Here is a 23455-nt window from a genome sequence, read left to right as displayed (position 1 = left end):
ATATAATAAAACATGGAATCGATAACGACAACTTCTTACGCTGTTCATTTTAATGATAAAGCGTTTTTCGAATTAAAAAAATACCTGACATTGAATTCTTATTCCAAGGTATTCGTTTTAGTGGATGAAAACACCAAAGTGCACTGTTTACCGGTATTTGAAGAATTAATGGCGGATGCTTTATCATTCGAATTGATTACTATACAAGCTGGGGAGGAAAATAAGAATATCGAGGCATGTAACAAGGTATGGTTGGCCTTATCGGAAATGGATGCTGACCGTAAAAGCCTCATGATCAATTTAGGTGGTGGCGTTGTGACCGATTTAGGAGGGTTTGTCGCTTCTACCTATAAACGGGGCATCGATTTCATAAATATCCCCACAACCTTGTTGTCAATGGTAGATGCATCGGTTGGTGGTAAGACTGGCGTTGACCTTGGGTCATTGAAAAACCAGATCGGCGTAATCAATCAACCTAAAATGGTTTTGGTAGCCAGTATGTTTTTAAACACACTTGAGGATCGCCAAATGCACAGTGGTTTCGCCGAAATGTTGAAACACGGACTTATAAAAGATGCATCTTATTGGAAAGAATTAAAGGCGATGGATTCTTTCGAAGATATCGATGATCATATTTTAACATCGGTATCGATAAAGAATGAAGTTGTTCTTCAGGACCCAACGGAACAACATTTAAGAAAAATATTGAATTTTGGACATACTTTGGGGCATGCTGTGGAGTCTTATTTTCTTGAAAACAATGAAAAAGAAACCTTGTTGCATGGTGAGGCGATAGCTATTGGGATGGTTCTGGAAGGGTATCTTTCCCATCAACTGACAGGGTTGTCCTTAAGTGAACTGGAAGATATTAAATCCACTTTTTTGAGCCGATATCCAAAAGTAGCCTTTACGGACGAAGACATAAAGACTATTTTATCGATGTTGAAGTTTGATAAGAAAAATTCACATGGTAATATCAATTTTGTCTTATTGAAAACGATCGGCGAACCCGTTATAGATGTCAAAATCCCCAATGATTTATATACGGCGGCTTTTGCTTACTACAAAGATTAAACGCTTCGTATACTAAAATCATTGATTTACAACTCTTTGATATTTTACGTTGTATTATTGGTTAGTTTGGATGTATAAATGAATTACAACCAATAAACCAAGCTATCATGATCCGTAAACTTGTCGATTACAAAAAGTTAGATCACAATTTAGTGGCAAAACTCATAGAAACCTATTCCGATGGATATGGCGATGAAGACATTATTACTTTCAAGAATGTCCGAGGTGAAATCATTGAAACGGTCGAATTAAGAACCGATGATACCATCTACTTAGTGAAAATCAGTAAAAGTCTTTCGAATTTCATTTCTAACTTTGAAGAAAATATTGAAAAAGGCCTTGAGACTAGGGAAGAACCTATTTTCGAAGAAGAAGTATCTGCCAATGAAATGGGAATGCAATCAGAGGAAGAACTCAGCGACGGGGTCTAAGTTTTCCCGTTTAAATATCTATCCCTGATTATATTTCTATGGTGCTTTTGGTGACCGCAAATAATAAAACCCAATGCCGCTACGCTCATAGGGTTGTTACTTGCCGTTCCAACATTTCCAAGCGCTTTTTTATCCATATTGGTAAAGAGTGCGATTGTTGATTGCCTTATAATCTTGTATTCTTCAATAATATCTTCTTTGGTTCTTAGGGCCGAATTGGAATTGGGCACATAAATATCCTGATCAAATCCTGGCAAGGGTGTCAGGTCTCCCCTCATAAATCGCAACGCCCTATATTGCATAACCCTTTCCGTATCCATGATGTGAACCAAAACTTCACTAACGGTCCATTTACCCTCTGCATATGCATAGTTCAATTTGTCGTCGGGGATACTATCAAGAAATTGTGGGAAGTTTAAAAGTTGGTTGGTAAGAATGTTGAATAATTCAGCATCTCCCAATGCATCCAGGTAGGTTTTGTAAAAAGAACCATATTCTTCAGTCTTCAGTTCAGTGACTCTCATAAAGTGAAAATGAAAAATCCCAAAGACTTTCGTTTTTGGGATTTGTATTGTAGAGTAAAAATCTTGTTATAGTTCGTTAAAAATCATATGCATTAAACGTTTTTTATCGTTAATGCTTTCTTCTAGTGAAATCATGGTCTCGGTTCTACTGATGCCATCGATGTCATCTATCTTGAAAATAATATTTTTAGCGTGATTGGTATCTTTCGCCCTGATTTTACAGAATATGTTGAATTTACCAGTAGTTATATGGGCTACGGTAACATTCGGTATCTGTTCTAAGCGCTCCAAAACAAATTTTGTCTGATGGGTTTTTTCCAAGAATACACCAACATAAGCTATAAAAGCATATCCTAGTTTTACGTAATCCAATGTCAAAGAAGAACCACGTATGATTCCTGCTTCTTCCATTTTTTTAACACGTACATGAACTGTGCCGGCAGAGATTAATAGTTTTTTGGCTATATCAGTGAAAGGGGTTCTGGTGTTATCAATCAGCATGTCCAGAATCTGGTGGTCAATTTCGTCTAATTTAACTTTTGTCATTGTTACTTAATATTTGGTACAAAAATAAGTAATTAAGAAATTAAACTTAATAAAAGTTGTTATTTTTTAACAAAAATGTAATTAAACATTCTTTTTTGAGTTTAATGCTCAAAAAATATTTTAAATAAGTTTAGCGAAAGTTGCTGATTTTAAGTAAGAAAAATCATTTTCCGAAGTGCAATCATATGTTTTATGTCCAAAATAACCTTCTAGGTTTCCTGATTTTTCTAATGAAGCCTCAAAAGTAATTTGCTCATTTTTAAGAACTTCCTTGTAAAGAATGCCTAATGAATCACCCTCTTTATATTTAATCGGATCAATAATGTGTACATTTTTTATAAGGATATCGAAAAATAGTTTATTGTTGTCCGGTATCTCAAAATAAGCAGATTGATCATAATTTTCCAGGGTGTCGCTAGAAATGACATCTATAGCCTTTAACATGGCAATGAATATGAATTTTCGTGTTTCCTCACGGTCATAATCATTTGGATAGTGACCCGCTTCGAACAAAATAGTCGGAATATTCAACATTTGAAAGGTATCACCAACGCAATTAGCATTGAAACCATCATCGTAACGACCAATTTGTCCGGGAATCGATTCTTGAAGCTCTTGGTTCATAGCAACGATCAATCGCATACTCTGTGCCCTTGTAAATGAAATATTTCTCTCCTTATCAAAAGCAGGGGCCAAAAATGACACTGTTGCCGGTTTTGATGAGTTTCCTACATTGAATATGGTACGTTGTCCATGAAGGTTAAAACAAAAATCAGGTTTAAAATGTTCATAGCAATTTCGAAGAACTTTGCTTTCTGGTTGACTTCTTTCTTGTGCATCGCGATTCAGGTCTACAATGTTCGCATTCATTCGGGTATATACCATTGCACCATCAGGATTAAGAATAGGTATGATCTTAATCGTACAGGTACTTAATATGGTTGAGCTGATTTTAGAAGAACCGACGATTAAATTAAAAAGGTCGAAAATCGCTTTTGTGGTTGTAGATTCATTTCCGTGCATTTGGGACCACATTAAGATTTTCTTCGGGCCATTTCCGAATGTCACGGTATAAATAGGAAGGTCTTTTACTGATCGACCAATTTCTTCCAACTTAAAAACAGCGGGAAGATCTTTAAGAATCGGGGTAATGTGGTTATGTGTAATATACCTTCCTTTTAAGGCTTTCTCTTTTATCGAATTGTAATCTATATGGGATAATCTCATTTAAATGTTTTTCAAGCGGATACAAATGTAACACCTCTTTAAGTTACAAATGTAAAACGTAAAATTACATTTGTAAACTTCAAAAATTAGGTTTTCATCCCGTTTGAATAAACAATTGTAAACAAAAACCCCTAAAAAGTATTAAACAGTATAAAAAGATTTATAATTAACATTATACTAGTTATATAAAGTATTTTAAGTAAAGTGATAGTATATATAATTGGACCGTTTATATTGTTTAATTTTAAAGATTGAAGTTACTTTTTGCTTACCTTTGCGCACTACTTAATTACAATGGTAAACATAGAGGATTTTATAAAACGTCTGGAGGAAATTCTACGCTATTACGACCTATCGGCGTCGGTTTTCGCTGATCGCATAAAAGTACAGCGCTCCAGTATTTCCCATTTGTTATCAGGTAGAAACAAGCCTAGTTTAGAGTTCGTGATGAAGGTTGTGGATACTTTTCCCGAAGTTGATTTGTATTGGCTCTTGAAAGGGGAAGGTGATTTTCCTGTGTCTAAAACCAAGATCAAGTCTGTAAAACCTTTACCCGCTCCGACCCCGGTAGACCAAGAAATGAAAAAACCTCCCAAAACAAAGGAGGGGAAAAGTATTGACCGGATAGTCATCTTCTTTTCTGACGGGAGTTTTAAATCTTATCGGGAATGAAACTAGGCTTGAAAAGTAATTTTATTTGGAATGCGGTTGTGCTATTTGCTGGTAAATCCTTTAATTTGTGATTATGCAAATAAGATTCATTCTAATATTTATCGCATTTTCGCTTCTTGTTTCCTGCTATCAACCACAAAGGGATTGCAAGGCTTTTAAGGATGGTAAATTTACTTTTACCTCTATAATCGATAATAAGGAAGTGAGTACTGTTTTTGAGCGAAATGGAGACCTTGAAATCGATTATTTTGATGGTAAGATAGACAGTTCTTCAGTGCGCTGGATCAATGACTGTGAATATATCATGAAAAAAATGCATCCGAAGAACAAAGCCGAGGAAAAGTCGATTCATGTGAAAATATTGACAACTACGGGGAATTCATATACCTTTGAATACAATATTGTGGGTGATAACAATAAATCTAGAGGAACAGCTATAAAAACCAACTAACCATGTTCGACATTTTAACAAGTCCTGATGCCTGGGTGGCATTACTTACCTTAACTTTCCTTGAAATAGTCTTAGGTATCGATAATATCATATTTATATCGATAGCTGCGGGCAAATTGGAAAAAAAGCAACGTAAAAAAGCAACGAATCTTGGTTTGGTGCTCGCTATGGTCATGCGTATTTTGTTGTTGTTCGGTATTTCTTTGTTGACCAGTATGAAAAAGCCTTTTTGGGTTCTGGATGGTGAATGGGTGTCTGGAGGGATTAGCGGGCAAGGATTGATATTGTTCGCTGGTGGATTGTTCCTATTATATAAGAGTACGAGTGAAATTCATGAGAAAATCGAGGATAAAGGGCATGATGAGCGAGAGGTTAAAAGTCATAGGTCTACATCTTTGACGAATGCCATTGTCCAGATTACCGTAATCAATATCGTGTTTTCGTTCGACTCCATTTTAACCGCTATAGGTATGACCAATGGTATCTCCCCTAACCCTAATGATGCATTGATTTTAATGGTCATTGCGGTTGTAGTCTCTGTTATAATTATGATGTTGTTCGCTAATCCTGTTGGGGAATTTGTGAATAAACACCCTTCAATCCAAGTATTAGGCCTGTCTTTCCTTATATTGATCGGATTTATGTTGATTGCTGAATCGGCGCATTTATCTCATCTAGTAGTATTCGGTAATGAAGTAGGGACCATACCCAAAGGGTATCTTTATTTTTCCATTGCTTTTTCACTTATGGTGGAATTCTTCAATATGCGAATGAAGAAAAACAAAAATCCGAAACAAACGATTTCTGATGACATCAACTAAGCTAAAAGGCTTAGTGTCCTAAATGATATGATGATTCCTTTGAAGAAGCAATAACCGCTACAAGATGGCTTTATGTCTTTGTCTGGTTTAAGTTTAGTTTAAACAAACTTATATCTGGAATAGTTAGCTATGCCCTTGTGAACAGAGTGTTTTTTCGGATAAAAGATTTAGCTAGGTCCAAAATCCGGATAATCTTATTAATTAGGTCTGGAATAAGCTATTTTAGGATTCTTCTTTTTCTGTTGCTTAAAGAGTCGCTGTTGTTGTTTTACGGTCAAGGTACTACCGTCATGACTCCATCCGGGAGGGCCGAAAATATACATTAATGCATGGGAGAGTTTTTTGGACTTTTTTACATCGTTCCAAATATCCTTGAATTCATGTGTCAGAATTACGATCGGGTTGTAAGAGTCCGGTGCATGAATTACACCATATTTAACATCTATATTTTCGTCATACTCTTTCCAAGTGCCGAATATCTTATCGAAGATATTCAGAAATCCGCCATGGTTTTTATCCAAATACTCCACATTTTGGGCATGATGCACTTGATGCATAGTGTGGGTATTGAAGATTTTTTCCAAAAATCCCAATTTAGGTACGTAAACCGTATGTAGTTGAAATTGCCATAAGGCTTCTATACCGAGGCACACTACGACCATTTCAGGAGGGAAACCCAGTGCTGGCATCCACATATAAAATAAAGGCTTGTACAATATCGTAAACCAGCCATTTCTAACAGCTGTACCCAGGTTAAAATTGTCCGATGAGTGGTGTACGATGTGCGCGGCCCATAATATCCTCACTTCATGATTGGCCCTATGGAACCAGTAGTATGTAAAATCATCGGCCAATTGGCACAGGAGCCAAATATACCAAGCGTAGCCAAAAGATTCGTAACCCATGATATTGGTTCTTACCCCGTCTACAAGGGGATTGAACAATTCATAAGTAAACTCAAAAATTACAATTGCGGAAATAACTTTGATCAAGGGGGCGATTATCGCAGATCCAACTCCCATAAAACCACTGGCAAAAAGATCTTTCCATTCGTATAGGTCGTCATCTCCGTGGGTTTTACTGTAGGTTAATTCCAGTAATATAAATGCAATAAAACAAGGTACTCCGTATACCAGGGGGTTGGTAAAATCCATATATCTTTTTAAATTATATCAAAGGTATCGTTTTATGTGCGACCTTTGTGAAACGCACGTTTATTCTTTGTTTTTTCTTAGAATATTGTTTTGTTCTTGCATTAGTTTTTCCAAATTGGCCAATAGCTCAATATTCTTAGGGGTTTTTTCTTCCTTGTCGCTCGGATCCTCGGCTTTGCTTCTAAATCGGTTCATGAATTTAATGACAACGAAAATCGTAAGTGCAATAATACCGAAATCAATTACAACCTCTATAAGTTCCCCGTAGCCAATGGCAATTTCCGAAACATTTTCCGCTGCAGCGCGTAAGATATACTTTTTTTCGGATAAATGAACATCTTCTGTCATTAGTGATAATGGTGGCATGATCACTTTCTTGACCAGAACATCGACCACTTTGTTGAATGCGGTACCGATAATAATACCAATGGCCATGTCCATCATGTTTCCCTTTATCGCAAAATCCTTGAATTCTTGAAAGAAACTCTTCATGGCAAAAATTGTCTAAAATAAAGCAGTTTGGCCTTCATCATCGGTATCAGGGTCTTTTTTGTCATTCCCCTTACTACCCTCTTTGCTTTTTGGTGCTTTGTCAGTGGAACTTACATCTTCCTCGTCAATCACCTCCATTTCATTGGTCTCCTTGGATTCAGGTTCTTCATAAGGCAAAGGGTCAAGCAAATTAATGTTTTTTACTTTTTCGGATGTTAATTGATTGCCTAAAGCTTTTATTCCTTTAATTGATATAAACTCTTCTAAATCAATCGTTAAGCTTGGTTTGGCATCTTTCCCCCTTGGTTTGGAAAATTCTATTTCCGCGACAGGACGCCAATCGGTAGAAACCAGTTCCAAATAGGATTTAGGGTGCTCGGAAATAAATTGGTCTTCCTTATTTTCGTGTTCTATTAAAAAACGTTTTACGTAAAACCGTTCTTTTTCCCCTTCCCAATAAATTGCGGACAAGGGTTTGTTTGGATTCCATTTCTCAAGAATGATCATATCGTCGTCAAAACGACAGGTCATGGTGGGCAAAATAGTTTTGGCTATCCCTTTTTGATTGACGACCAACAGAAGGTCGTCACCTTTAAATTCTCCCAATAACTCTCCCCTGCCATCTACATTTAGGCGTCTCACGACATCATCGAACCAAATCTTCCTTGGTTTAAGGGTCGATACACCTTTTTCCTTTAACTCAATTCGTTTTACAGTGTATTTTGTTACGATATTCCCTTTAGAGCCCCTTCCTTTAATCAATACATCTGCAAAATCGATGTCCCATTTTAATTTTTTAATACTACCAACCTGTCTTAAATTCACGGTTACTACTTCTGCTTCCCCATTGGGGTTGGCTGAAAAATAATAAACCAATGAATTTGGTTTTCCGGTGGTTAGGTCGTAAGGCCTGTCACGTGTTACACTGGTGATATTGAACCTCTTTATATAAGTAGGGCCGCCTTTTCCGTCCCTGTATATCATATTGTAGGTGGTGCGTTTGTCTTTTTTCTTGAATACGGCGACATGTATAATGTTCTTGCCAATGAATGTTTTGCTGTCCACTTTGGTTACCATGGCTTTGCCATCTGCGGTAAAAACGATAATATCATCAATATCACTACAGTCGGTAACATATTCATCGCGTCTTAAGGAGGTTCCTATAAATCCTTCTTCGCGATTTACGTACAATTTTGTGTTACGGATAACTACTTTGGTGGCTTCGATGTCATCAAATATCCTTATTTCTGATTTGCGCTCACGTCCTTTGCCATATTTGGTCTTAAGGTTTTTGAAATAGTCGATAGCGAATTCTATCAGGTTATCCAAATGATGTTTAACTTCGGCTATGCTTTCTTCCAGACTATCGAGATGTTGTTGGGCTTTGTCGATATCGAATTTGGAAATTCTTTTAATCCGTATTTCCGTCAACCGTACGATATCTTCCTCGGTAACTGCTCGTTTCAGGTGTTTGGTGTGCGGCTTTAAGCCTTTGTCAATAGCGGCAATAACACCCTCCCATGTCTCTTCTTCTTCAATATCCCTATAGATACGGTTCTCGATAAATATGCGCTCCAAGGATGCAAAATGCCATTGTTCCTCAAGTTCCGATAACTTTATTTCCAGTTCGGCTTTCAATAATTCAACCGTTAGATCGGTAGATTGTCGTAACATGTCCGATACACCTGTGAAAAGTGGTTTATTGTCCTCGATGATACAACCCAAGGGTGATATAGACGATTCGCAAGCCGTAAAGGCATACAAGGCATCTATGGTTTTATCCGGGGAAATACCACTTGGTAAGTGTACCAGGATTTCAACGTCGGCAGCTGTGTTGTCCTCTATTTTTTTAATTTTAATCTTCCCTTTTTCGTTAGCTTTAAGGATCGAATCGATTAAAGAAGAAGTATTGGTTCCGTATGGTATTTCATTGATTACCAGTGTATTTTTATCTTTTTGGGATATTTTAGCACGAACACGTATCTTGCCACCTCGCATACCATCATTATACGAACTAACATCTATGATTCCCGCGGTAGGGAAATCTGGAAATAGGGTGAAACGTTGTCCTTTTAAATGCTTTATGGAAGCATCAATAAGTTCAATGAAATTATGGGGCAACACCTTGGTCGATAATCCAACAGCGATACCTTCCGCACCTTGGGCCAATAACAGCGGAAATTTAACTGGAAGGTTAACGGGTTCTTTTTTACGTCCGTCATAGGAAAGTTGCCATTCGGTAATCTTTGGACTGAAAACCACTTCCAAAGCAAATTTGGATAATCGTGCTTCAATATAACGAGAAGCCGCTGCCCTGTCCCCTGTAAGAATGTTTCCCCAGTTTCCCTGGGTATCGATCAAAAGGTCTTTTTGACCGATCTGCACCATGGCATCGGCAATACTCGCATCACCATGGGGGTGATATTGCATGGTGTGACCCACGACATTGGCGACTTTGTTATAACGGCCATCATCGAGCTCCTTCAGTGCATGCAAGATTCTTCGTTGTACCGGTTTAAATCCGTCTTCGATGGCAGGTACCGCACGCTCTAGGATTACGTATGAGGCATAATCCAAAAACCAATCTTTGTACATGCCCGTGACTTTGGTCAGTGCATGTCCGGTATTATCATTTTCTGTAGTATCGTCAGTTGGCAAATTTTCGTTTGGTGCTTCGTTCAGCTCTTCATTCTCTTCCATAAAGAAAGATTCGTATTATCTTGATTTATAATTGATTTTCCTCTATAAGGTCTATTTCTACTTTAAGGTTGTTTATAATGAATTCCTGTCGGTCCGGGGTATTTTTCCCCATGTAGAACTGTAATAGATTCTCGATTGACATTGCTTTATCCAACATCACAGGTTCCAATCGAATATCCTCTCCTATAAAATATTGGAACTCATCAGGGGAAATCTCACCTAACCCTTTAAATCGGGTTATTTCCGGTTTCCCTGTTAATTTGGATATGGCATTTCTTCGTTCTTCCTCGCTATAGCAATAAATAGTCTCTTTTTTGTTCCTAACCCTGAACAAGGGTGTCTGTAAAATATATAAATGGTTCTCCTTGATCAATTCAGGGAAAAATTGAAGGAAAAACGTGATCAACAGCAGGCGAATGTGCATACCGTCGACATCGGCATCCGTAGCTATTACAATATTATTATATCGAAGATCTTCCATAGATTCCTCAATATTCAAAGCTGCCTGTAGTAAATTGAATTCCTCGTTTTCGTATACGATCTTTTTGGACATACCGTAAGAATTCAAAGGTTTACCACGTAAGCTAAAAACGGCTTGGGTATTTACATCCCTAGATTTGGTAATGGAACCGGATGCTGAATCCCCTTCTGTAATAAAGAGGGTGCTGTCTAATCGGCGATCGTTTTTCATATCGCCCAAATGCACCCTGCAATCCCTCAACTTTTTATTGTGAAGGCTTGCTTTCTTTGCCCTGTCACGGGCCAATTTCCGTATTCCGGAAAGATCTTTACGCTCCTTTTCGGCCATCATGATCTTTCGCTGTAATTTTTCAGCGGTTTCCGGATTTTTATGTAGATAATTGTCTAGGTATTTACCGACAAAATCATTGATATAGGTGCGAACCGTCGGGAATTTACCTCCCATATCGGTCGAGCCTAGTTTTGTCTTGGTCTGACTTTCGAAAACGGGCTCCATAACCTTTATGGAAATAGCCGATATGATGGATTTACGAATATCGCTGGCATCATAGTTTTTTCCATAGAAATCCCTAATGGTCTTTACCAAAGCTTCCCTGAAGGCTGCTTGGTGCGTTCCTCCTTGGGTGGTATGCTGACCGTTCACAAAAGAATGGTATTCTTCGCTATATTGTGTTTTGCTATGCGTTATGGCGACCTCAATATCATCTCCCTTTAGGTGGATGATAGGATATAATAAATCCTCGGCATTGTTGTTGTCTTCCAAAAGATCTTTCAATCCGTTTTCCGAATGGAACTTTTCCCCATTGAATACAATGGTCAATCCAGGGTTCAGGTAAACGTAGTTTTTAAGCATGCGTTCCACATACTCGTTCCTGAATTTATAATTTTTAAAGATGGATTCGTCCGGAATGAAAGAAACCCTAGTTCCCTTTCTTTTGGATGTTTCAGCTGGGCCTTCTTCCAATGTAAGGTTCCCCTGTTCAAATTGGGCGGTCTTAATTTGGTTTTCCCGCGAAGATTGAACTTCAAAAAAACTTGAAAGGGCATTTACCGCTTTTGTACCAACACCGTTTAAACCTACCGATTTTTTAAACGCCCTACTGTCATACTTGCCCCCCGTGTTCATTTTGGAAACCACATCAACGACTTTTCCTAGGGGTATGCCACGGCCATAATCCCTTACGCGTACCATTTTATCTTTAATCGTGATTTCAATGGTCTTACCTGCTCCCATGACGAATTCATCGATGCAGTTGTCTATGGTTTCCTTTAAAAGAATGTAGATGCCATCATCAGCGGAAGAACCATCGCCTAATTTACCGATATACATACCGGGTCGTAAACGAATATGTTCTTTCCAATCGAGGGAACGAATGTTATCTTCAGTATATTGGGACTCTGCCATAGTTAATCAGGGTTTATCCCTGCTAATATAAAATTTCAAAGCAATTTTCAAAGCTTTTGGCTTGGAAAGTAATCAACAACGAAAATACCAATTTTGTTCGTATTAATCAATGTGAATGCTGCCAAATGTTCTGTGCTATGGTTTATCCTATTGGGGTTAAGTCCCAAAATGTAAAGGTTTATGCTGTCACTTATCAAGTCTTCTTCCTCGAAACCAAGGTTACCCCACTGATAACCACCAACATCCCAAAAACCTGTAAAGTTGAAATACGTTCGTCTAAAAAGAAAAAGGCCAAGATTATGGTTGATATAGGTCCTAAACTTCCGAAAATCGCAAAAGTGGAAGCGCCAAGCCGATTAATTGCGGCAGAAACCAAGAATGATGGAATCAAGGTAGAAAGAATGGCCATTGCACCGCCTAGTGCATAGACCTCAATCGGATAATCGGCAATATAAATACCCTTTTTAAACAAGTAATGTATGATTATTGCAACTGTTGAAACGATCATGGCGTAAGAAGTAAATTGTACTACCCCGAATTTTGGAATCAACCAGCCACTACCTACCAAATAACCCGCATAGGTAAGTGCACTCAAGAATATTAAAAAGGAACCTAGGGCCAATGATTCATCCTTAAGGGCAATTTCATCCCAAAAAGTAATCAATACGCCAACATAAGTGATTAAAATGGCTAGACTTTGAAGTTTGGTGATTCTTTTCTTGAAGAAAATCCATGAAAGTAGTACCACCATTGTTGGGTAAATGAATAGGATGATTCGCTCTAATCCGGCTTTTAAATATTGCAGTCCCATAAAATCGAAGAGACTGGCCAAATAATAACCGATAAATCCAAAGAATACCAACCATAGGTAATCTTTGGTTTTTATGGTTTGGGGATGCGAGGGTTTTTTCCAGAAAGCGATAATAATATAAAATGGTAGCGCGAACACCATTCTAAACAATAAGAGTGTTAAGTGATCAACATCATAGGTGTAAGCCAATTTTACCATGACCGCCTTGGCGGAAAATAAAACCACACCCAATATGGCGAACAAAATACCACTGCCTGTGGCTGAAATATTCTTTAACATGCCGACAAGCTATATCATTCGTTATAAAATCATAAGGATATAAGAAGTACGAATACAATGCCCAAAAAGGACAAGTGTTACTTTTAGGGCTTCTATGATTTAATTTGTGGGAATATTTTGGTTATACGTTAAACCTAAAATGCATAATGTCGCCATCTTTAACTATATAATCCTTTCCTTCAACCCGCATTTTACCTGCTTCCTTTACCTTGGCTTCACTCCCATATTCTATGTAGTCATTATAGGAGATGACCTCTGCCCTAATGAAACCTTTTTCAAAATCGGTATGTATTACTCCTGCTGCTTGTGGTGCGGTTGCTCCAACCGGAATGGTCCATGCGCGTACCTCTTTCACACCAGCTGTAAAATAAGTTTCAAGATCCAATAATTTATATGCCCCACGTATCAATTTGGCAGAACCCGGTTCTGAAAGTCCCAAGTCTTCTAAAAACATTTGACGTTCCTCATAGGTTTCCAGTTCGGTTATATCGGCTTCGGTACCCACTGCGAGAAATATTACCTCTGCGTTTTCATTGGCAACTGCCTTTTTTACGGTCTCAACATAATCATTACCTGTCGTGGCCGCTTCTTCATCAACATTACATACGTACATTACCGGTTTATCGGTAATGAACTGTAAGGGTTTTACATATTCTTTCTTCTCATCATCTGAAAACTCAATGGCACGGACAGAAATCCCGGCCTCAAGGCCATCTTTTACTTTTATAAGTGCCGCTTCTTCTTTTTGGGCTTCTTTGTTTCCTGTTTTCGCGGCCCTTTTAACTTTATCCAATTTCTTTTCTACGGTTTCCAAATCTTTTAACTGTAGCTCCATGTCAATGGTTTCCTTGTCCCTAATAGGATTTACAGAACCGTCGACATGTACGATATTATCATTGTCAAAACAACGAAGTACGTGCAGAATGGCATCCGTTTCCCGAATATTCCCCAAAAACTGGTTTCCAAGTCCTTCTCCCTTGCTTGCGCCCTTTACCAATCCGGCGATATCAACTATTTCAACGGTCGCAGGCAAAACCCTCTCCGGGTTTACCAATTCTTCCAATTTCTCCAATCTGGAATCGGGAACATTGACCACACCTATATTAGGTTCGATCGTACAGAACGGAAAGTTTGCACTTTGCGCCTTAGCATTGGATAAACAATTGAATAAGGTGGACTTTCCCACATTCGGTAATCCTACAATACCTGCTTTCATTATAAATTCATTTCAGGGTTCGAAAAAAACTATTTTCAAAATTGGGTGCAAAGATAGTTTTTCATTTGTATTTACACCTTTTACTAACAAACAAAAAGCCCGAACCAATGGTCCTGGGCTTTATTTGTTCATTAAATACTAAATGTGTTATGTTTTCCAGAATGGGAAACCCTAATCCTCAGGATGCATAAACCGTTGTTTCGCCAATAATTCATCTTCCGTTTCTTTATGGTCTTCATCGGGAACACAACAGTCTACCGGACAAACGGCGGCACATTGGGGTTCATCATGAAAACCTTTACATTCGGTACATTTATCAGGTACTATGTAGTACACTTCATCGCTGACAGGTTCCTGAACTTCATCGGCATTTACCGCCGTACCGTTAGGCAAGACAACACTACCTTTTAAAGAAGTACCATCACTGTATCTCCAATCATCCGCTGCTTCGTAAATTGCTGTATTAGGGCACTCGGGTTCGCAAGCCCCACAATTTATACATTCATCTGTAATAATAATTGCCATAATTTCTTTCTCTTTTAAACTGAAATAGCTCCAGCATGCTTATTTTTGCCAAAGGTAAACCCAAAATCATTTCTTTACAAATATTATGGCTGGGCAAGCAGAAAGATTAAACGCTTTTATAGAACTTGGAAAATTCTTTCGGGATTATTCCGAATACCATAATAAAGAAGTCTCGGAAACTTTTGAAGATGTTTGGCATCTAAAATTGGAAGAGGCCATTGGGATAGCCGGACATAAAAATGGGTGGTTTACAAAAGAGAACATTGTTTTTTCCCTGAAAACTTGGGGTGCGATCTTAACTCCTAAGGATTTAGAGGGTTGGTTATCACTTTACGAAATAGATAAAAACAAACATAAGACCGTTGCCTTGATCATGGCAGGTAATATTCCTTTGGTCGGGTTTCATGATTTTCTTTCAGTGCTCTTGTCCAATAATAAGGCACTTGTTAAGTTATCTTCAAACGATGCGATTTTATTGCCTTTGGTTGCCCAGTTTTTAATCGAAAAATGTCCATCCTTAGAAAATGAAATTGAATTCACAGAAGGTAAACTTGAACATTTCGATGCGGTAATAGCAACAGGTAGTGATAATACCGCCCGTTATTTTGAACATTATTTTGGTCACAAACCCCATATAATACGCAAAAACAGGAATTCTGTCGCCGTTCTTACGGGTAACGAATCCAAAGAAGAACTAAAGGCATTTGGAGAGGATATTTTTCGATATTATGGATTGGGATGCCGGAGTGTCTCAAAAATATTCGTTCCCGAAGGTTATGTTTTTGATGGGTTCTTTGAAGCGATTTTTGATTATAATCCAATAATCAATCAAGCCAAATACGCCAATAATTACGATTATAACAAAGCCGTTTACTTAATGAGTGAATTCAAAATTCTTGAAAACGGATTTTTAATGCTCAAAAAGGACGATGGTTACTCCTCGCCCATTGCAACCCTTTTTTATGAGGAATACCGTTTACTGGATGAGCTTAAAGTACGAATAGCTGAGGACCGGGAGAAAATACAATGTGTAGTCGCAAGTGGTCTGTTTCAGGACGAGGTGACCTTTGGCCATACCCAAAACCCTAGTTTAACAGACTATGCCGATGGTGTTGATACTGTTGAATTCCTGTTAAAAACATAGTCTAACAATTATATAAATAATACTGGTTGTTCCCTTATTATTTATGATCTTTGAACCTTAAATTTCTAAAAATAATGAAAAAACATAATTTTAGTGCCGGTCCTTGTGTATTGCCAAAGGAAGTCTTTTTAAACGCCTCAGAGGCTATAATGGATTTTAATGGTTCAGGACTATCCCTAATCGAAATTTCGCATAGGAGTAAGGATTTTGTTGAAGTGATGGATAAAGCACGTGCCCTGGCCCTAGAACTTTTGGGATTGGAAGGCAAAGGTTACCAGGCATTATTTCTCCAGGGAGGAGCGAGTATGGAGTTCTTAATGGTGGCATATAACCTTCTTGAAACCAAGGCAGGGTATTTGAACACGGGAACATGGAGTGGAAAGGCCTTAAAAGAAGCCCGTCTTTTTGGGGAGGTCGTTGAAGTAGGGTCTTCTAAAGATGAAAACTTTAATTATATCCCTAAAGGTTATTCCATTCCGGAAGGATTGGATTACTTGCATTTAACCTCGAATAATACCATTTTCGGAACCCAATTGAAAAAATTCCCAAAGGTTGATGTGCCTTTGGTCTGTGACATGAGTTCTGATATATTCTCACGCCAATTGGATTTTTCACAATTCGATTTGATTTATGCAGGTGCACAGAAAAACATGGGTCCTGCAGGCACGACTTTAGTGGTGGTCAAAGAAGACATTTTGGGTAAGGTATCCCGTCAAATACCATCGATGTTGGATTATAAAGTGCATATAAGCAAGGAGAGCATGTTCAATACCCCTCCGGTTTTTGCGGTCTATACCTCAATGCTTACATTGGAATGGTTAAAGAATCTAGGTGGTATTGCCGCTATTGAGGAAATTAATGAGAAAAAAGCACGGTTATTATATTCTGAAATCGATTTGAACCCATTGTTCAATGGTTTTGCTAAAAAAGAAGATCGTTCAAATATGAACGCCACCTTTAATTTAACCGATGCCAAATTGAAAGATACTTTTGATGCCATGTGGAAAGAAGCGGGTATCAACGGACTAAACGGGCATCGTTCCGTTGGAGGATACAGGGCATCAATGTACAATGCATTGTCCTTGGAAAGTGTTGGCGCCTTGGTCGATGTTATGAGTGAAATGGAAAGAAAAGGTTAATCTGTATTTAAATGAAAGTTTTAGCAAACGATGGTATCTCCGAAACCGGGGTATCCGAACTAGAGGCAGCCGGTTTTGAGGTCAATACCACGAGAGTGGCACAAGAACAACTGATCAATTTTATAAATGAACAGGGTATTACCGTACTATTGGTTCGTAGTGCCACACAAGTAGGAAAAGATGTAATAGATAATTGTCCGACCCTAAAACTTATCGGCCGAGGCGGAGTTGGTATGGACAATATTCAGGTGGCTTATGCCAAAGAGAAAGGATTACATGTAATCAATACCCCTGCAGCATCTTCCGAATCCGTAGCCGAATTGGTGTTTGCCCATTTATTGGGTGGAGTACGTTTTTTATATGATGCCAATAGGAATATGCCACTGGAAGGGGACAGCAAATTTAAACAGCTGAAAAAGTCGTATGCTAAAGGCTCAGAACTTAGGGGGAAAACCTTGGGTATTATAGGGTTTGGAAGAATCGGCCGGGCAACTGCAAAGATTGCTTTGGGACTTGGGATGAAAGTAATATATTTTGACCCATACATCGAGAAAGGAAATGTACAGGTCGACTTTTTTGACGGACAATCGGTCTCTTTCAATTTTGAAAGCATGGGTAAATCCGAACTTTTACAACAAGCAGATTTTATTACGGTGCACGTTCCGGCCCAAAAAGAATACATTATCGGAAGCAAAGAATTCGATTCTATGAAAGACGGTGTCGGCATAGTTAATGCTGCCCGTGGCGGTGTTATAGATGAAGTGGCCTTGTTGGAATATATCGAAAAAGGGAAGGTTTCTTTCGCTGGTCTGGATGTTTTCGAATCGGAACCTAAACCAGAGATACAAATACTTATGCATCCCAAAATATCCTTGACACCCCATATAGGTGCTGCCACAGGGGAAGCCCAAGACCGTATAGGAAGTGAGTTGGCCACACAGATCATTTCCCTATTAAAATGATGCTTGTAGACCAATTTAAGGAACTTAAATCCTTTTTTTGTACATTACGGCACCAAATATTAAATTAACTATAACATGTCTGGATTATTAGATTTACTAAACAGCCCAATGGGCAAACAATTAATTAGTGGTGTAGCTGGCCAAACTGGTCAACCAGAAAGTAAGACCGCTGATGTAATGAGTATGGCCATGCCCTTGATTTTGGGTGCCATGAAAAAAAATGTATCCTCTTCTCCACAAGGAGCAGAAGGTTTAATGAGTGCCCTTTCTTCAAAACATGATGGAAGTATCTTGGATAATCTTGGCGGATTGTTCGGCGGAGGTGTAGATGAATCGGTGATGAATGATGGTGCCGGGATTTTAGGCCACGTCTTTGGAAATAAACAACCACAAGTAGAAAGTGCCTTGAGTCAAAAATCAGGATTGGATGCCAGTTCTGTCGCTAGTATCTTAAAAATAGCAGCTCCTATCGTCATGGGATTCCTAGGAAAACAAACAGCCCAAAGCAATGTTAACGATGCAAGCGGTATGAATAGCCTTCTGGGAGGTATGTTAGGTGGTCAGCCCCAGGAAAACCAAAGCCTTATCACAACGTTGTTAGACGCTGACGGTGATGGTAGTATCCTAGATGACGTTGCCGGAATGGTAATGGGTGGCGGACAGAAGAAAAGTGGACTGGGTGGATTGCTCGGAGGTCTTTTCGGAAAATAAAACCCAATAAACGATTATAAATTAAATCGCCTTGACCAATATTGTCAAGGCGATTTTTTTTGTATCTTATGGTAATCTATCTGTTCACATAATAGATTGATAATGAATAATTAAAGAAACAATTAATCCCATAGCTATGAAACATACATTCCTTAAGATTTTCGGAATACTCATAATGGTCTTTATGATGGTAAGTAGTTGTGGTGGTGCAAAAGAATCCTTGAGCATATCCGACGATGAAAAAAAGGCCTTTACCCAAAAAGTCGGTGATACCATAAACATTGCGGATACGAAAACGGAATATGAAATAATAATTATTGAACCAGGCTTTAATTTTTGGCTTAATAGCATAGCAAAACCGGAAGGTTATTATTCCCAATCGTATTTGGAAAATAGAAACAATGTATATGTAATTGAGTGGAACCAGCGTGTATTGCAGCCGCAAGTATATGACCCCGATTTATATGAACTTCAGATAGATTATTCGCCGAATATTGATTACGGGTATGAGGTAAACTATAAACTATATAATTACTTTATTTATTTTCAACGTAAGTACAACCAACGTTTGGGGCCTTTTATACCTCGGATTTAAAAGGTATATTTGGCACTTTGTTAAAATATTACATGGAAAAACTAAAGCAACGTTGGGGCATAGAATCCAATTTTCAAATTGTGGTTATATTCATAGTATTCGCAGTAACGGGTTCAACAGCGGTTAAATTCGCGGCACCATTGACCGAATTTATCGGCCTTCATAAAGAAAGCGTAAACCCTTGGATTTATTGGACCGTTAGAATACTGATAATATTTCCGATTTACCAGGTTTTACTTGTTGCTTATGGTTGGCTTTTCGGTCAATTTAAATTTTTCTGGAATATGGAAAAGAAAATGTTGAAAAGAATAGGCATGGGTTTTCTTTTTAATTAAGTGTTTTTTAACTTTTATAATCTAGCTGATTGTTTAGTTTTGCGATAAGTATGGGTAAGTGGAAAAAAATTTTGAGTTTTTTCTTTCTAGCGATTTTGATTTTCGTTAAGGCATCTGCATTCCATGTATTTGCACATGAGGATGAAGATGGTACCCATATAGAGAATTGTTTGGTTTGTACCATGGCCATGGAGATGCAGCAAACAGTTCATGATCAACCCGATACTTTAGTCTTTGACCCCGAAGTTATCTTAGTTGATATTATACGATCTTTTGGGATTGATAATAACGAGATTATTTCAACCCAACCTGTTTTTTCCTATTTTTCTAGGCCTCCCCCTTCTTTGCTTTCCTAAAAAAGCATTCTTTTTCCTCATTTTTCATTTGAGGTATATCATTCATTTAATACATATCAATTTATGAGAGCATGGTTTATCATGTTTGCAATGTTGTTTGTTCAGTTCACTGTTCAATCTCAACAGTGCAAAAGTGTCATTACAGGCGTAGTTACCGATTTTCACGATAAGACTCCTTTGGTTAGGGCCTCTATTTCTTTAATTGGTAAAAGTGATTCTGTATTCTACACAGACGAAAACGGATTTTTTAAGATACCCAATCTATGTAATGGTATCTATGAATTGGAAATTTACCATGCCGAATGCCAAACAGCCTTTATGAAAGTTGACTTGGATACAAATTTGGATTTAAATATTCCTTTAGAACATCATCTAGAGGAATTGGAAGAGGTAAAGGTTACTGGTAATAAGATAACGAAGACCAACTCGGCAATGGAGGAGACATTAGAGTTGAAAACCATTGAACAATATGGGAGTGCAAGTTTAGGAGATGCTTTAAAAGAAATCAATGGTGTTTCTTCATTAAATACTGGTGCAAACATTGTAAAACCGACTATTCACGGACTTTCAGGAAGCCGGGTTCTGGTGCTTAACAACGGTGTGCGTATGCAAGATATGGAATGGGGGGCAGAGCATGCCCCAAACGTTGATGTTAATGCGGCAGGGTCTATTTCAGTTATAAAAGGGGCTTCTGCACTGCAGTATGGTGGTGACGCCATAGGCGGTGTTATTTTAATTGAGCAGAATAGATTTCTAAAAAAGGATTCAATTTTTGGTAAAACCATTGTTACTGGAATCTTAAACGGTCGCGGTGGAAAAATCAACACTGATTTAATAAAAACCTATAAAAACGGGTGGTTTATTAAAGGGCAGGCTTCATATAAGAAATTAGGAGATCAGGAAGCACCTAGCTATGTCCTGTCCAATACAGGGGTGAATGAGATTGGAGCTTCGCTTCATTTCGGAAAAGAGAATTTTACCTCGGGCTGGCGAGGTAGTTATTCCTATTTCAATACGGAAATCGGTATACTTTCCGCTTCACATATAGGTAGTGTAGATGATTTAATCAGGGCCATCAACGATGACGAACCCACGGTTATCGATCCGTTTACCTATGACATTGCTAGTCCTAGGCAGGAAGTTACGCACCATTTGGGAAAATTCAAGTACTATAATAGATTCGAAGGTCTGGGTAAATTAAATGTGCAATATGATTTTCAAAACAATAGAAGATTTGAATATGATGTTAGGACAGGAGATGATAAATTCAAACCATCCATTGATCTTGAATTAACCACTCATGCCCTTACATCTGATTTTAAATGGGATGCCAAATCGGGTTTTGATCTTACCGTTGGTGTCATGGGCAGATACCAGAATAATTTCGCAAATCCGGATACCGGGGTTAGAAGGCTTATCCCCGATTATGATAAATATGATGCCGGTATTTTTTCTGTGATGAAGCTTAGCTTGGATGAAGATTGGAAATTGGATGCCGGCCTACGATATGACTACAGTAAAATCGATGCAAAAAAGTTTTACAGGACTTCTAGATGGGAAGAACGCGGTTATGATGAGGATTTCAGTGATATAATCATAAGGGAAACCGAAAGTTCACAATATTTGACCCAACCGATTTTTGATTACCATAATGTTTCTGCCACCATGGGGGTAAATTATAGTACGGACAACCAACATTCAATGAGTTTCAACTATGCCTTGGCCAATAGGGCCCCTAATCCTTCTGAATTATTCAGTGATGGTTTACATCATTCAGCTGCCAGAATCGAATTAGGGGATCTAAGGATTACCAGTGAAACTTCACATAAAGCTTCCCTATCCTTGATTAAGAATGGTGATTGGGGGTATACTTTGGAGCCTTATGTAAATTTTATCAATGATTTCATTTATTTGGAACCTACGGATGTTGAATATACGGTGAGGGGTGCATTCCCGGTTTGGGAATACCATCAAACCAATGCTAGGATTTTAGGCTTGGATTTATCTCTTTATGCGAATTGGACAGATCATTGGAAAACTGATCATAAATTTTCTTTGACCAAAGGAAAGGATACTAGTGAAGATGAACCGCTTATTAATATTCCTGCGGCCCATATCAGAAACAAAATTTCATATAACATACCTTGGAAAAACTTAGAAGTAGGTCTGGAAAGCAAATATGTATTCAAGCAAAATGAAACACCTGCCGATATCTATGTCTATTCACCCGAACAAGGGGAAGATGTACTTTTAGAAATAAACACTGCCCCTGCTGCTTATCATGTATTATCCTTGAATAGTGGTATGGATTTTAAATTTGATAAAAGTACGTTAACGGTCAATCTTATTGCAACCAATATTCTAGATGTGTCCTACAGGGACTATTTAAACAGACTTCGATATTTTGCCGATGACCTAGGAAGAAATATCATATTACAATTTAAACTCAATTATTAATTTTAATTTTTTATTTTATGAAAACAACCATTAAACTATTATCAATGCTAGCTTTTGCAGGAATCGTTCTAGCCTCATGTTCTGATGATGATGATCCAGAAGAAGTGAATGAAGAAGAAACAATAACAACAATGACGGTTTCCTTAACACCAGATGCAGGTGGAACAGCGATTATCCTAAAATCCGAAGATTCTGATGGGGATGGCCCCAATGATCCGGAAATAACTGTTTCTGGAAATTTAGTAGCAAACTCTACTTATAGTGGAAGTGTAACTTTTTCAAATGTAACAGAAGATCCGGTAGAAGACATTACAGAAGAGGTTGAAGAGGAAAACACAGAACATCAGTTGGTGTATGTGCATACTGGAGCTATTTCAGAGGTTTACAATTTTGACACTGATGATGATGGTAACGATTTAGGCCTTTCTTTTGATTTGGACACTGGTGATGCCGGAGAGGCAGCATTACAAGTCGTATTGAGACATGAACCTACAAAACCGAACGATGGTTCTTTAAGTGGTGTAGGTGGTTCAACGGATTTTAGTGCCAGTTTCGCTATTACCGTGGAATAAGAATTGGACAAAAGCCGATTAAAAATTAAAAAAGGGGTTGATCTATCAACCCCTTTTTATATGTTTACTCTTTAATGTTTACTTCTATTGTTTTCTTTTTACGATCACTGATGATGTAGGTGTAGATCCACATAATGGTAAATGTAGGTATCACGTCCAATCCAGGTATGATTTCCTCGATAAAAGTGACCAATCCTGCTGCCTGCCCAATTTTCCCTTTATATAGTCTGGTCATTAACCAACCTGCCAAGGGCGCCCAAATAACATCGGAAAAATCACCGATGAACGGTACGGCAAAGGACAACATACCAATACCATCGAACAACAATCCCAATAAAAGGGTCTTATATTTATTATCTTTCGTTTTTGACATTTT

Annotated in this window: 25 protein-coding genes; 14 read left to right on the top strand and 11 right to left on the bottom strand. The window is 38.1% G+C overall.

All coding sequences use genetic code 11. From position 1 onward, the window contains the following. Positions 1-12 precede the first annotated feature (12 nt). Both aroB and GJ691_RS07105 read left to right on the top strand, forming a co-directional pair. Positions 13-1074: a 3-dehydroquinate synthase gene (gene aroB, locus GJ691_RS07110; protein WP_154365272.1), complete on the top strand. Its 1062-nt coding sequence runs from the start codon at positions 13-15 to the stop codon at positions 1072-1074. A 107-nt stretch (positions 1075-1181) separates the two neighbouring features. Further along, the gene (locus GJ691_RS07105) at positions 1182-1505 is read left to right on the top strand and encodes a hypothetical protein (protein ID WP_154365270.1); all 324 of its coding nucleotides are present in this window, start codon (positions 1182-1184) and stop codon (positions 1503-1505) included. On the opposite strand, the gene GJ691_RS07100 is transcribed toward GJ691_RS07105, so the two are convergent. From GJ691_RS07100 to GJ691_RS07090, 3 genes are all read right to left on the bottom strand, one after another. Further along, on the bottom strand, positions 1502-2029 hold the full coding sequence (locus tag GJ691_RS07100) for a DinB family protein (RefSeq protein ID WP_154365268.1): 528 nt from the start codon (positions 2027-2029) through the stop codon (positions 1502-1504). The two genes, GJ691_RS07105 and GJ691_RS07100, sit on opposite strands and share 4 nt — an antisense overlap. 66 nt (positions 2030-2095) lie before the next feature. Next, positions 2096-2575, bottom strand: a complete 480-nt coding sequence (locus tag GJ691_RS07095; RefSeq protein WP_154365266.1) for an Lrp/AsnC family transcriptional regulator — start codon at positions 2573-2575, stop codon at positions 2096-2098. Positions 2576-2695: 120 nt separating this feature from the next. Next, the gene (locus tag GJ691_RS07090) at positions 2696-3802 is read right to left on the bottom strand and encodes a M14 family metallopeptidase (RefSeq protein WP_154365264.1); all 1107 of its coding nucleotides are present in this window, start codon (positions 3800-3802) and stop codon (positions 2696-2698) included. A gap of 294 nt (positions 3803-4096) precedes the next feature. Between GJ691_RS07090 and GJ691_RS07085 the strand changes: the two genes are divergently transcribed. The 3 genes from GJ691_RS07085 to GJ691_RS07075 all read left to right on the top strand — a co-directional run bounded on the left by GJ691_RS07085 (position 4097) and on the right by GJ691_RS07075 (position 5746). Then, on the top strand, positions 4097-4474 hold the full coding sequence (locus tag GJ691_RS07085; RefSeq protein WP_154365262.1) for a helix-turn-helix domain-containing protein: 378 nt from the start codon (positions 4097-4099) through the stop codon (positions 4472-4474). 73 nt (positions 4475-4547) lie between these two features. Further along, positions 4548-4925 carry a DNA topoisomerase IV gene (locus GJ691_RS07080; RefSeq protein WP_154365260.1) on the top strand — a complete coding sequence of 126 codons (378 nt, stop codon included), beginning with the start codon at positions 4548-4550 and terminating at the stop codon, positions 4923-4925. A 2-nt stretch (positions 4926-4927) separates the two neighbouring features. Next, a complete protein-coding gene (locus GJ691_RS07075; protein WP_154365258.1) occupies positions 4928-5746 on the top strand; it encodes a TerC family protein in 819 nt (272 codons plus the stop codon). A gap of 197 nt (positions 5747-5943) precedes the next feature. Here GJ691_RS07075 and GJ691_RS07070 read toward each other — a convergent pair whose 3' ends face one another. The 7 genes from GJ691_RS07070 to GJ691_RS07040 form a co-directional block, all read right to left on the bottom strand. Continuing rightward, complete coding sequence (locus GJ691_RS07070) at positions 5944-6900, bottom strand: sterol desaturase family protein (RefSeq protein WP_154365256.1); 957 nt, start codon at positions 6898-6900, stop codon at positions 5944-5946. A 60-nt stretch (positions 6901-6960) separates the two neighbouring features. Beyond that, on the bottom strand, positions 6961-7392 hold the full coding sequence (gene mscL, locus GJ691_RS07065) for a large conductance mechanosensitive channel protein MscL (RefSeq protein ID WP_154365254.1): 432 nt from the start codon (positions 7390-7392) through the stop codon (positions 6961-6963). Between the two features lie 12 nt (positions 7393-7404). Next, on the bottom strand, positions 7405-10092 hold the full coding sequence (locus GJ691_RS07060; RefSeq protein WP_154365252.1) for a DNA gyrase/topoisomerase IV subunit A: 2688 nt from the start codon (positions 10090-10092) through the stop codon (positions 7405-7407). A 25-nt stretch (positions 10093-10117) separates the two neighbouring features. Further along, complete coding sequence (locus GJ691_RS07055; protein WP_154365249.1) at positions 10118-11977, bottom strand: DNA topoisomerase IV subunit B; 1860 nt, start codon at positions 11975-11977, stop codon at positions 10118-10120. Between the two features lie 193 nt (positions 11978-12170). Then, complete coding sequence (locus tag GJ691_RS07050) at positions 12171-13067, bottom strand: DMT family transporter (protein WP_154365247.1); 897 nt, start codon at positions 13065-13067, stop codon at positions 12171-12173. A 121-nt stretch (positions 13068-13188) separates the two neighbouring features. Continuing rightward, positions 13189-14283, bottom strand: a complete 1095-nt coding sequence (gene ychF, locus GJ691_RS07045) for a redox-regulated ATPase YchF (RefSeq protein ID WP_154365245.1) — start codon at positions 14281-14283, stop codon at positions 13189-13191. A 171-nt stretch (positions 14284-14454) separates the two neighbouring features. Beyond that, positions 14455-14808: a 4Fe-4S dicluster domain-containing protein gene (locus GJ691_RS07040; RefSeq protein WP_154365243.1), complete on the bottom strand. Its 354-nt coding sequence runs from the start codon at positions 14806-14808 to the stop codon at positions 14455-14457. Positions 14809-14893: 85 nt separating this feature from the next. Here GJ691_RS07040 and GJ691_RS07035 point away from each other — a divergent pair, with 85 nt between their 5' ends. From GJ691_RS07035 to GJ691_RS06995, 9 genes are all read left to right on the top strand, one after another. Beyond that, on the top strand, positions 14894-15952 hold the full coding sequence (locus GJ691_RS07035; RefSeq protein ID WP_154365241.1) for an acyl-CoA reductase: 1059 nt from the start codon (positions 14894-14896) through the stop codon (positions 15950-15952). A 74-nt stretch (positions 15953-16026) separates the two neighbouring features. After that, positions 16027-17091, top strand: coding sequence for a 3-phosphoserine/phosphohydroxythreonine transaminase (gene serC, locus GJ691_RS07030; protein WP_154365239.1), 1065 nt, complete (start codon positions 16027-16029; stop codon positions 17089-17091). Positions 17092-17102: 11 nt separating this feature from the next. After that, entirely contained in the window at positions 17103-18053 is a 951-nt protein-coding gene (locus GJ691_RS07025) for a D-2-hydroxyacid dehydrogenase (protein WP_154365237.1), read from the top strand. A gap of 75 nt (positions 18054-18128) precedes the next feature. Then, positions 18129-18764 (top strand): DUF937 domain-containing protein, encoded by a 636-nt coding sequence (locus GJ691_RS07020; RefSeq protein ID WP_154365235.1) that lies wholly within the window; start codon positions 18129-18131, stop codon positions 18762-18764. A 136-nt stretch (positions 18765-18900) separates the two neighbouring features. Then, positions 18901-19359, top strand: coding sequence for a DUF6146 family protein (locus GJ691_RS07015; RefSeq protein WP_154365233.1), 459 nt, complete (start codon positions 18901-18903; stop codon positions 19357-19359). A 32-nt stretch (positions 19360-19391) separates the two neighbouring features. Continuing rightward, on the top strand, positions 19392-19694 hold the full coding sequence (locus GJ691_RS07010; RefSeq protein ID WP_154365231.1) for a DUF6787 family protein: 303 nt from the start codon (positions 19392-19394) through the stop codon (positions 19692-19694). Between the two features lie 71 nt (positions 19695-19765). Continuing rightward, entirely contained in the window at positions 19766-20050 is a 285-nt protein-coding gene (locus GJ691_RS07005) for a hypothetical protein (protein WP_154365229.1), read from the top strand. Between the two features lie 63 nt (positions 20051-20113). Further along, a complete protein-coding gene (locus GJ691_RS07000; RefSeq protein WP_154365227.1) occupies positions 20114-22507 on the top strand; it encodes a TonB-dependent receptor in 2394 nt (797 codons plus the stop codon). 17 nt (positions 22508-22524) lie between these two features. Next, complete coding sequence (locus tag GJ691_RS06995; protein WP_154365225.1) at positions 22525-23079, top strand: type 1 periplasmic binding fold superfamily protein; 555 nt, start codon at positions 22525-22527, stop codon at positions 23077-23079. 64 nt (positions 23080-23143) lie between these two features. Here the strand turns inward: GJ691_RS06995 and GJ691_RS06990 are convergent, their stop codons facing one another. Further along, positions 23144-23452 (bottom strand): hypothetical protein, encoded by a 309-nt coding sequence (locus GJ691_RS06990; protein ID WP_154365223.1) that lies wholly within the window; start codon positions 23450-23452, stop codon positions 23144-23146. Positions 23453-23455 lie beyond the last annotated feature (3 nt).

Source organism: Maribacter luteus, assembly GCF_009674825.1.
GTDB lineage: Bacteria > Bacteroidota > Bacteroidia > Flavobacteriales > Flavobacteriaceae > Maribacter_A > Maribacter_A luteus.
This window is presented reverse-complemented; position numbering and strand designations above follow the sequence as displayed.

Bases quoted from the DNA above. Each gene is read 5' to 3' on its own strand.
- aroB (WP_154365272.1), top strand. From the start codon at position 13: ATGGAATCGATAACGACAACTTCTTACGCTGTTCATTTTAATGATAAA.
- GJ691_RS07105 (WP_154365270.1), top strand. From the start codon at position 1,182: ATGATCCGTAAACTTGTCGATTACAAAAAGTTAGATCACAATTTAGTG.
- GJ691_RS07100 (WP_154365268.1), bottom strand. From the start codon at position 2,029: ATGAGAGTCACTGAACTGAAGACTGAAGAATATGGTTCTTTTTACAAA.
- GJ691_RS07095 (WP_154365266.1), bottom strand. From the start codon at position 2,575: ATGACAAAAGTTAAATTAGACGAAATTGACCACCAGATTCTGGACATG.
- GJ691_RS07090 (WP_154365264.1), bottom strand. From the start codon at position 3,802: ATGAGATTATCCCATATAGATTACAATTCGATAAAAGAGAAAGCCTTA.
- GJ691_RS07085 (WP_154365262.1), top strand. From the start codon at position 4,097: ATGGTAAACATAGAGGATTTTATAAAACGTCTGGAGGAAATTCTACGC.
- GJ691_RS07080 (WP_154365260.1), top strand. From the start codon at position 4,548: ATGCAAATAAGATTCATTCTAATATTTATCGCATTTTCGCTTCTTGTT.
- GJ691_RS07075 (WP_154365258.1), top strand. From the start codon at position 4,928: ATGTTCGACATTTTAACAAGTCCTGATGCCTGGGTGGCATTACTTACC.
- GJ691_RS07070 (WP_154365256.1), bottom strand. From the start codon at position 6,900: ATGGATTTTACCAACCCCCTGGTATACGGAGTACCTTGTTTTATTGCA.
- mscL (WP_154365254.1), bottom strand. From the start codon at position 7,392: ATGAAGAGTTTCTTTCAAGAATTCAAGGATTTTGCGATAAAGGGAAAC.
- GJ691_RS07060 (WP_154365252.1), bottom strand. From the start codon at position 10,092: ATGGAAGAGAATGAAGAGCTGAACGAAGCACCAAACGAAAATTTGCCA.
- GJ691_RS07055 (WP_154365249.1), bottom strand. From the start codon at position 11,977: ATGGCAGAGTCCCAATATACTGAAGATAACATTCGTTCCCTCGATTGG.
- GJ691_RS07050 (WP_154365247.1), bottom strand. From the start codon at position 13,067: ATGTTAAAGAATATTTCAGCCACAGGCAGTGGTATTTTGTTCGCCATA.
- ychF (WP_154365245.1), bottom strand. From the start codon at position 14,283: ATGAAAGCAGGTATTGTAGGATTACCGAATGTGGGAAAGTCCACCTTA.
- GJ691_RS07040 (WP_154365243.1), bottom strand. From the start codon at position 14,808: ATGGCAATTATTATTACAGATGAATGTATAAATTGTGGGGCTTGCGAA.
- GJ691_RS07035 (WP_154365241.1), top strand. From the start codon at position 14,894: ATGGCTGGGCAAGCAGAAAGATTAAACGCTTTTATAGAACTTGGAAAA.
- serC (WP_154365239.1), top strand. From the start codon at position 16,027: ATGAAAAAACATAATTTTAGTGCCGGTCCTTGTGTATTGCCAAAGGAA.
- GJ691_RS07025 (WP_154365237.1), top strand. From the start codon at position 17,103: ATGAAAGTTTTAGCAAACGATGGTATCTCCGAAACCGGGGTATCCGAA.
- GJ691_RS07020 (WP_154365235.1), top strand. From the start codon at position 18,129: ATGTCTGGATTATTAGATTTACTAAACAGCCCAATGGGCAAACAATTA.
- GJ691_RS07015 (WP_154365233.1), top strand. From the start codon at position 18,901: ATGAAACATACATTCCTTAAGATTTTCGGAATACTCATAATGGTCTTT.
- GJ691_RS07010 (WP_154365231.1), top strand. From the start codon at position 19,392: ATGGAAAAACTAAAGCAACGTTGGGGCATAGAATCCAATTTTCAAATT.
- GJ691_RS07000 (WP_154365227.1), top strand. From the start codon at position 20,114: ATGAGAGCATGGTTTATCATGTTTGCAATGTTGTTTGTTCAGTTCACT.
- GJ691_RS06995 (WP_154365225.1), top strand. From the start codon at position 22,525: ATGAAAACAACCATTAAACTATTATCAATGCTAGCTTTTGCAGGAATC.
- GJ691_RS06990 (WP_154365223.1), bottom strand. From the start codon at position 23,452: ATGTCAAAAACGAAAGATAATAAATATAAGACCCTTTTATTGGGATTG.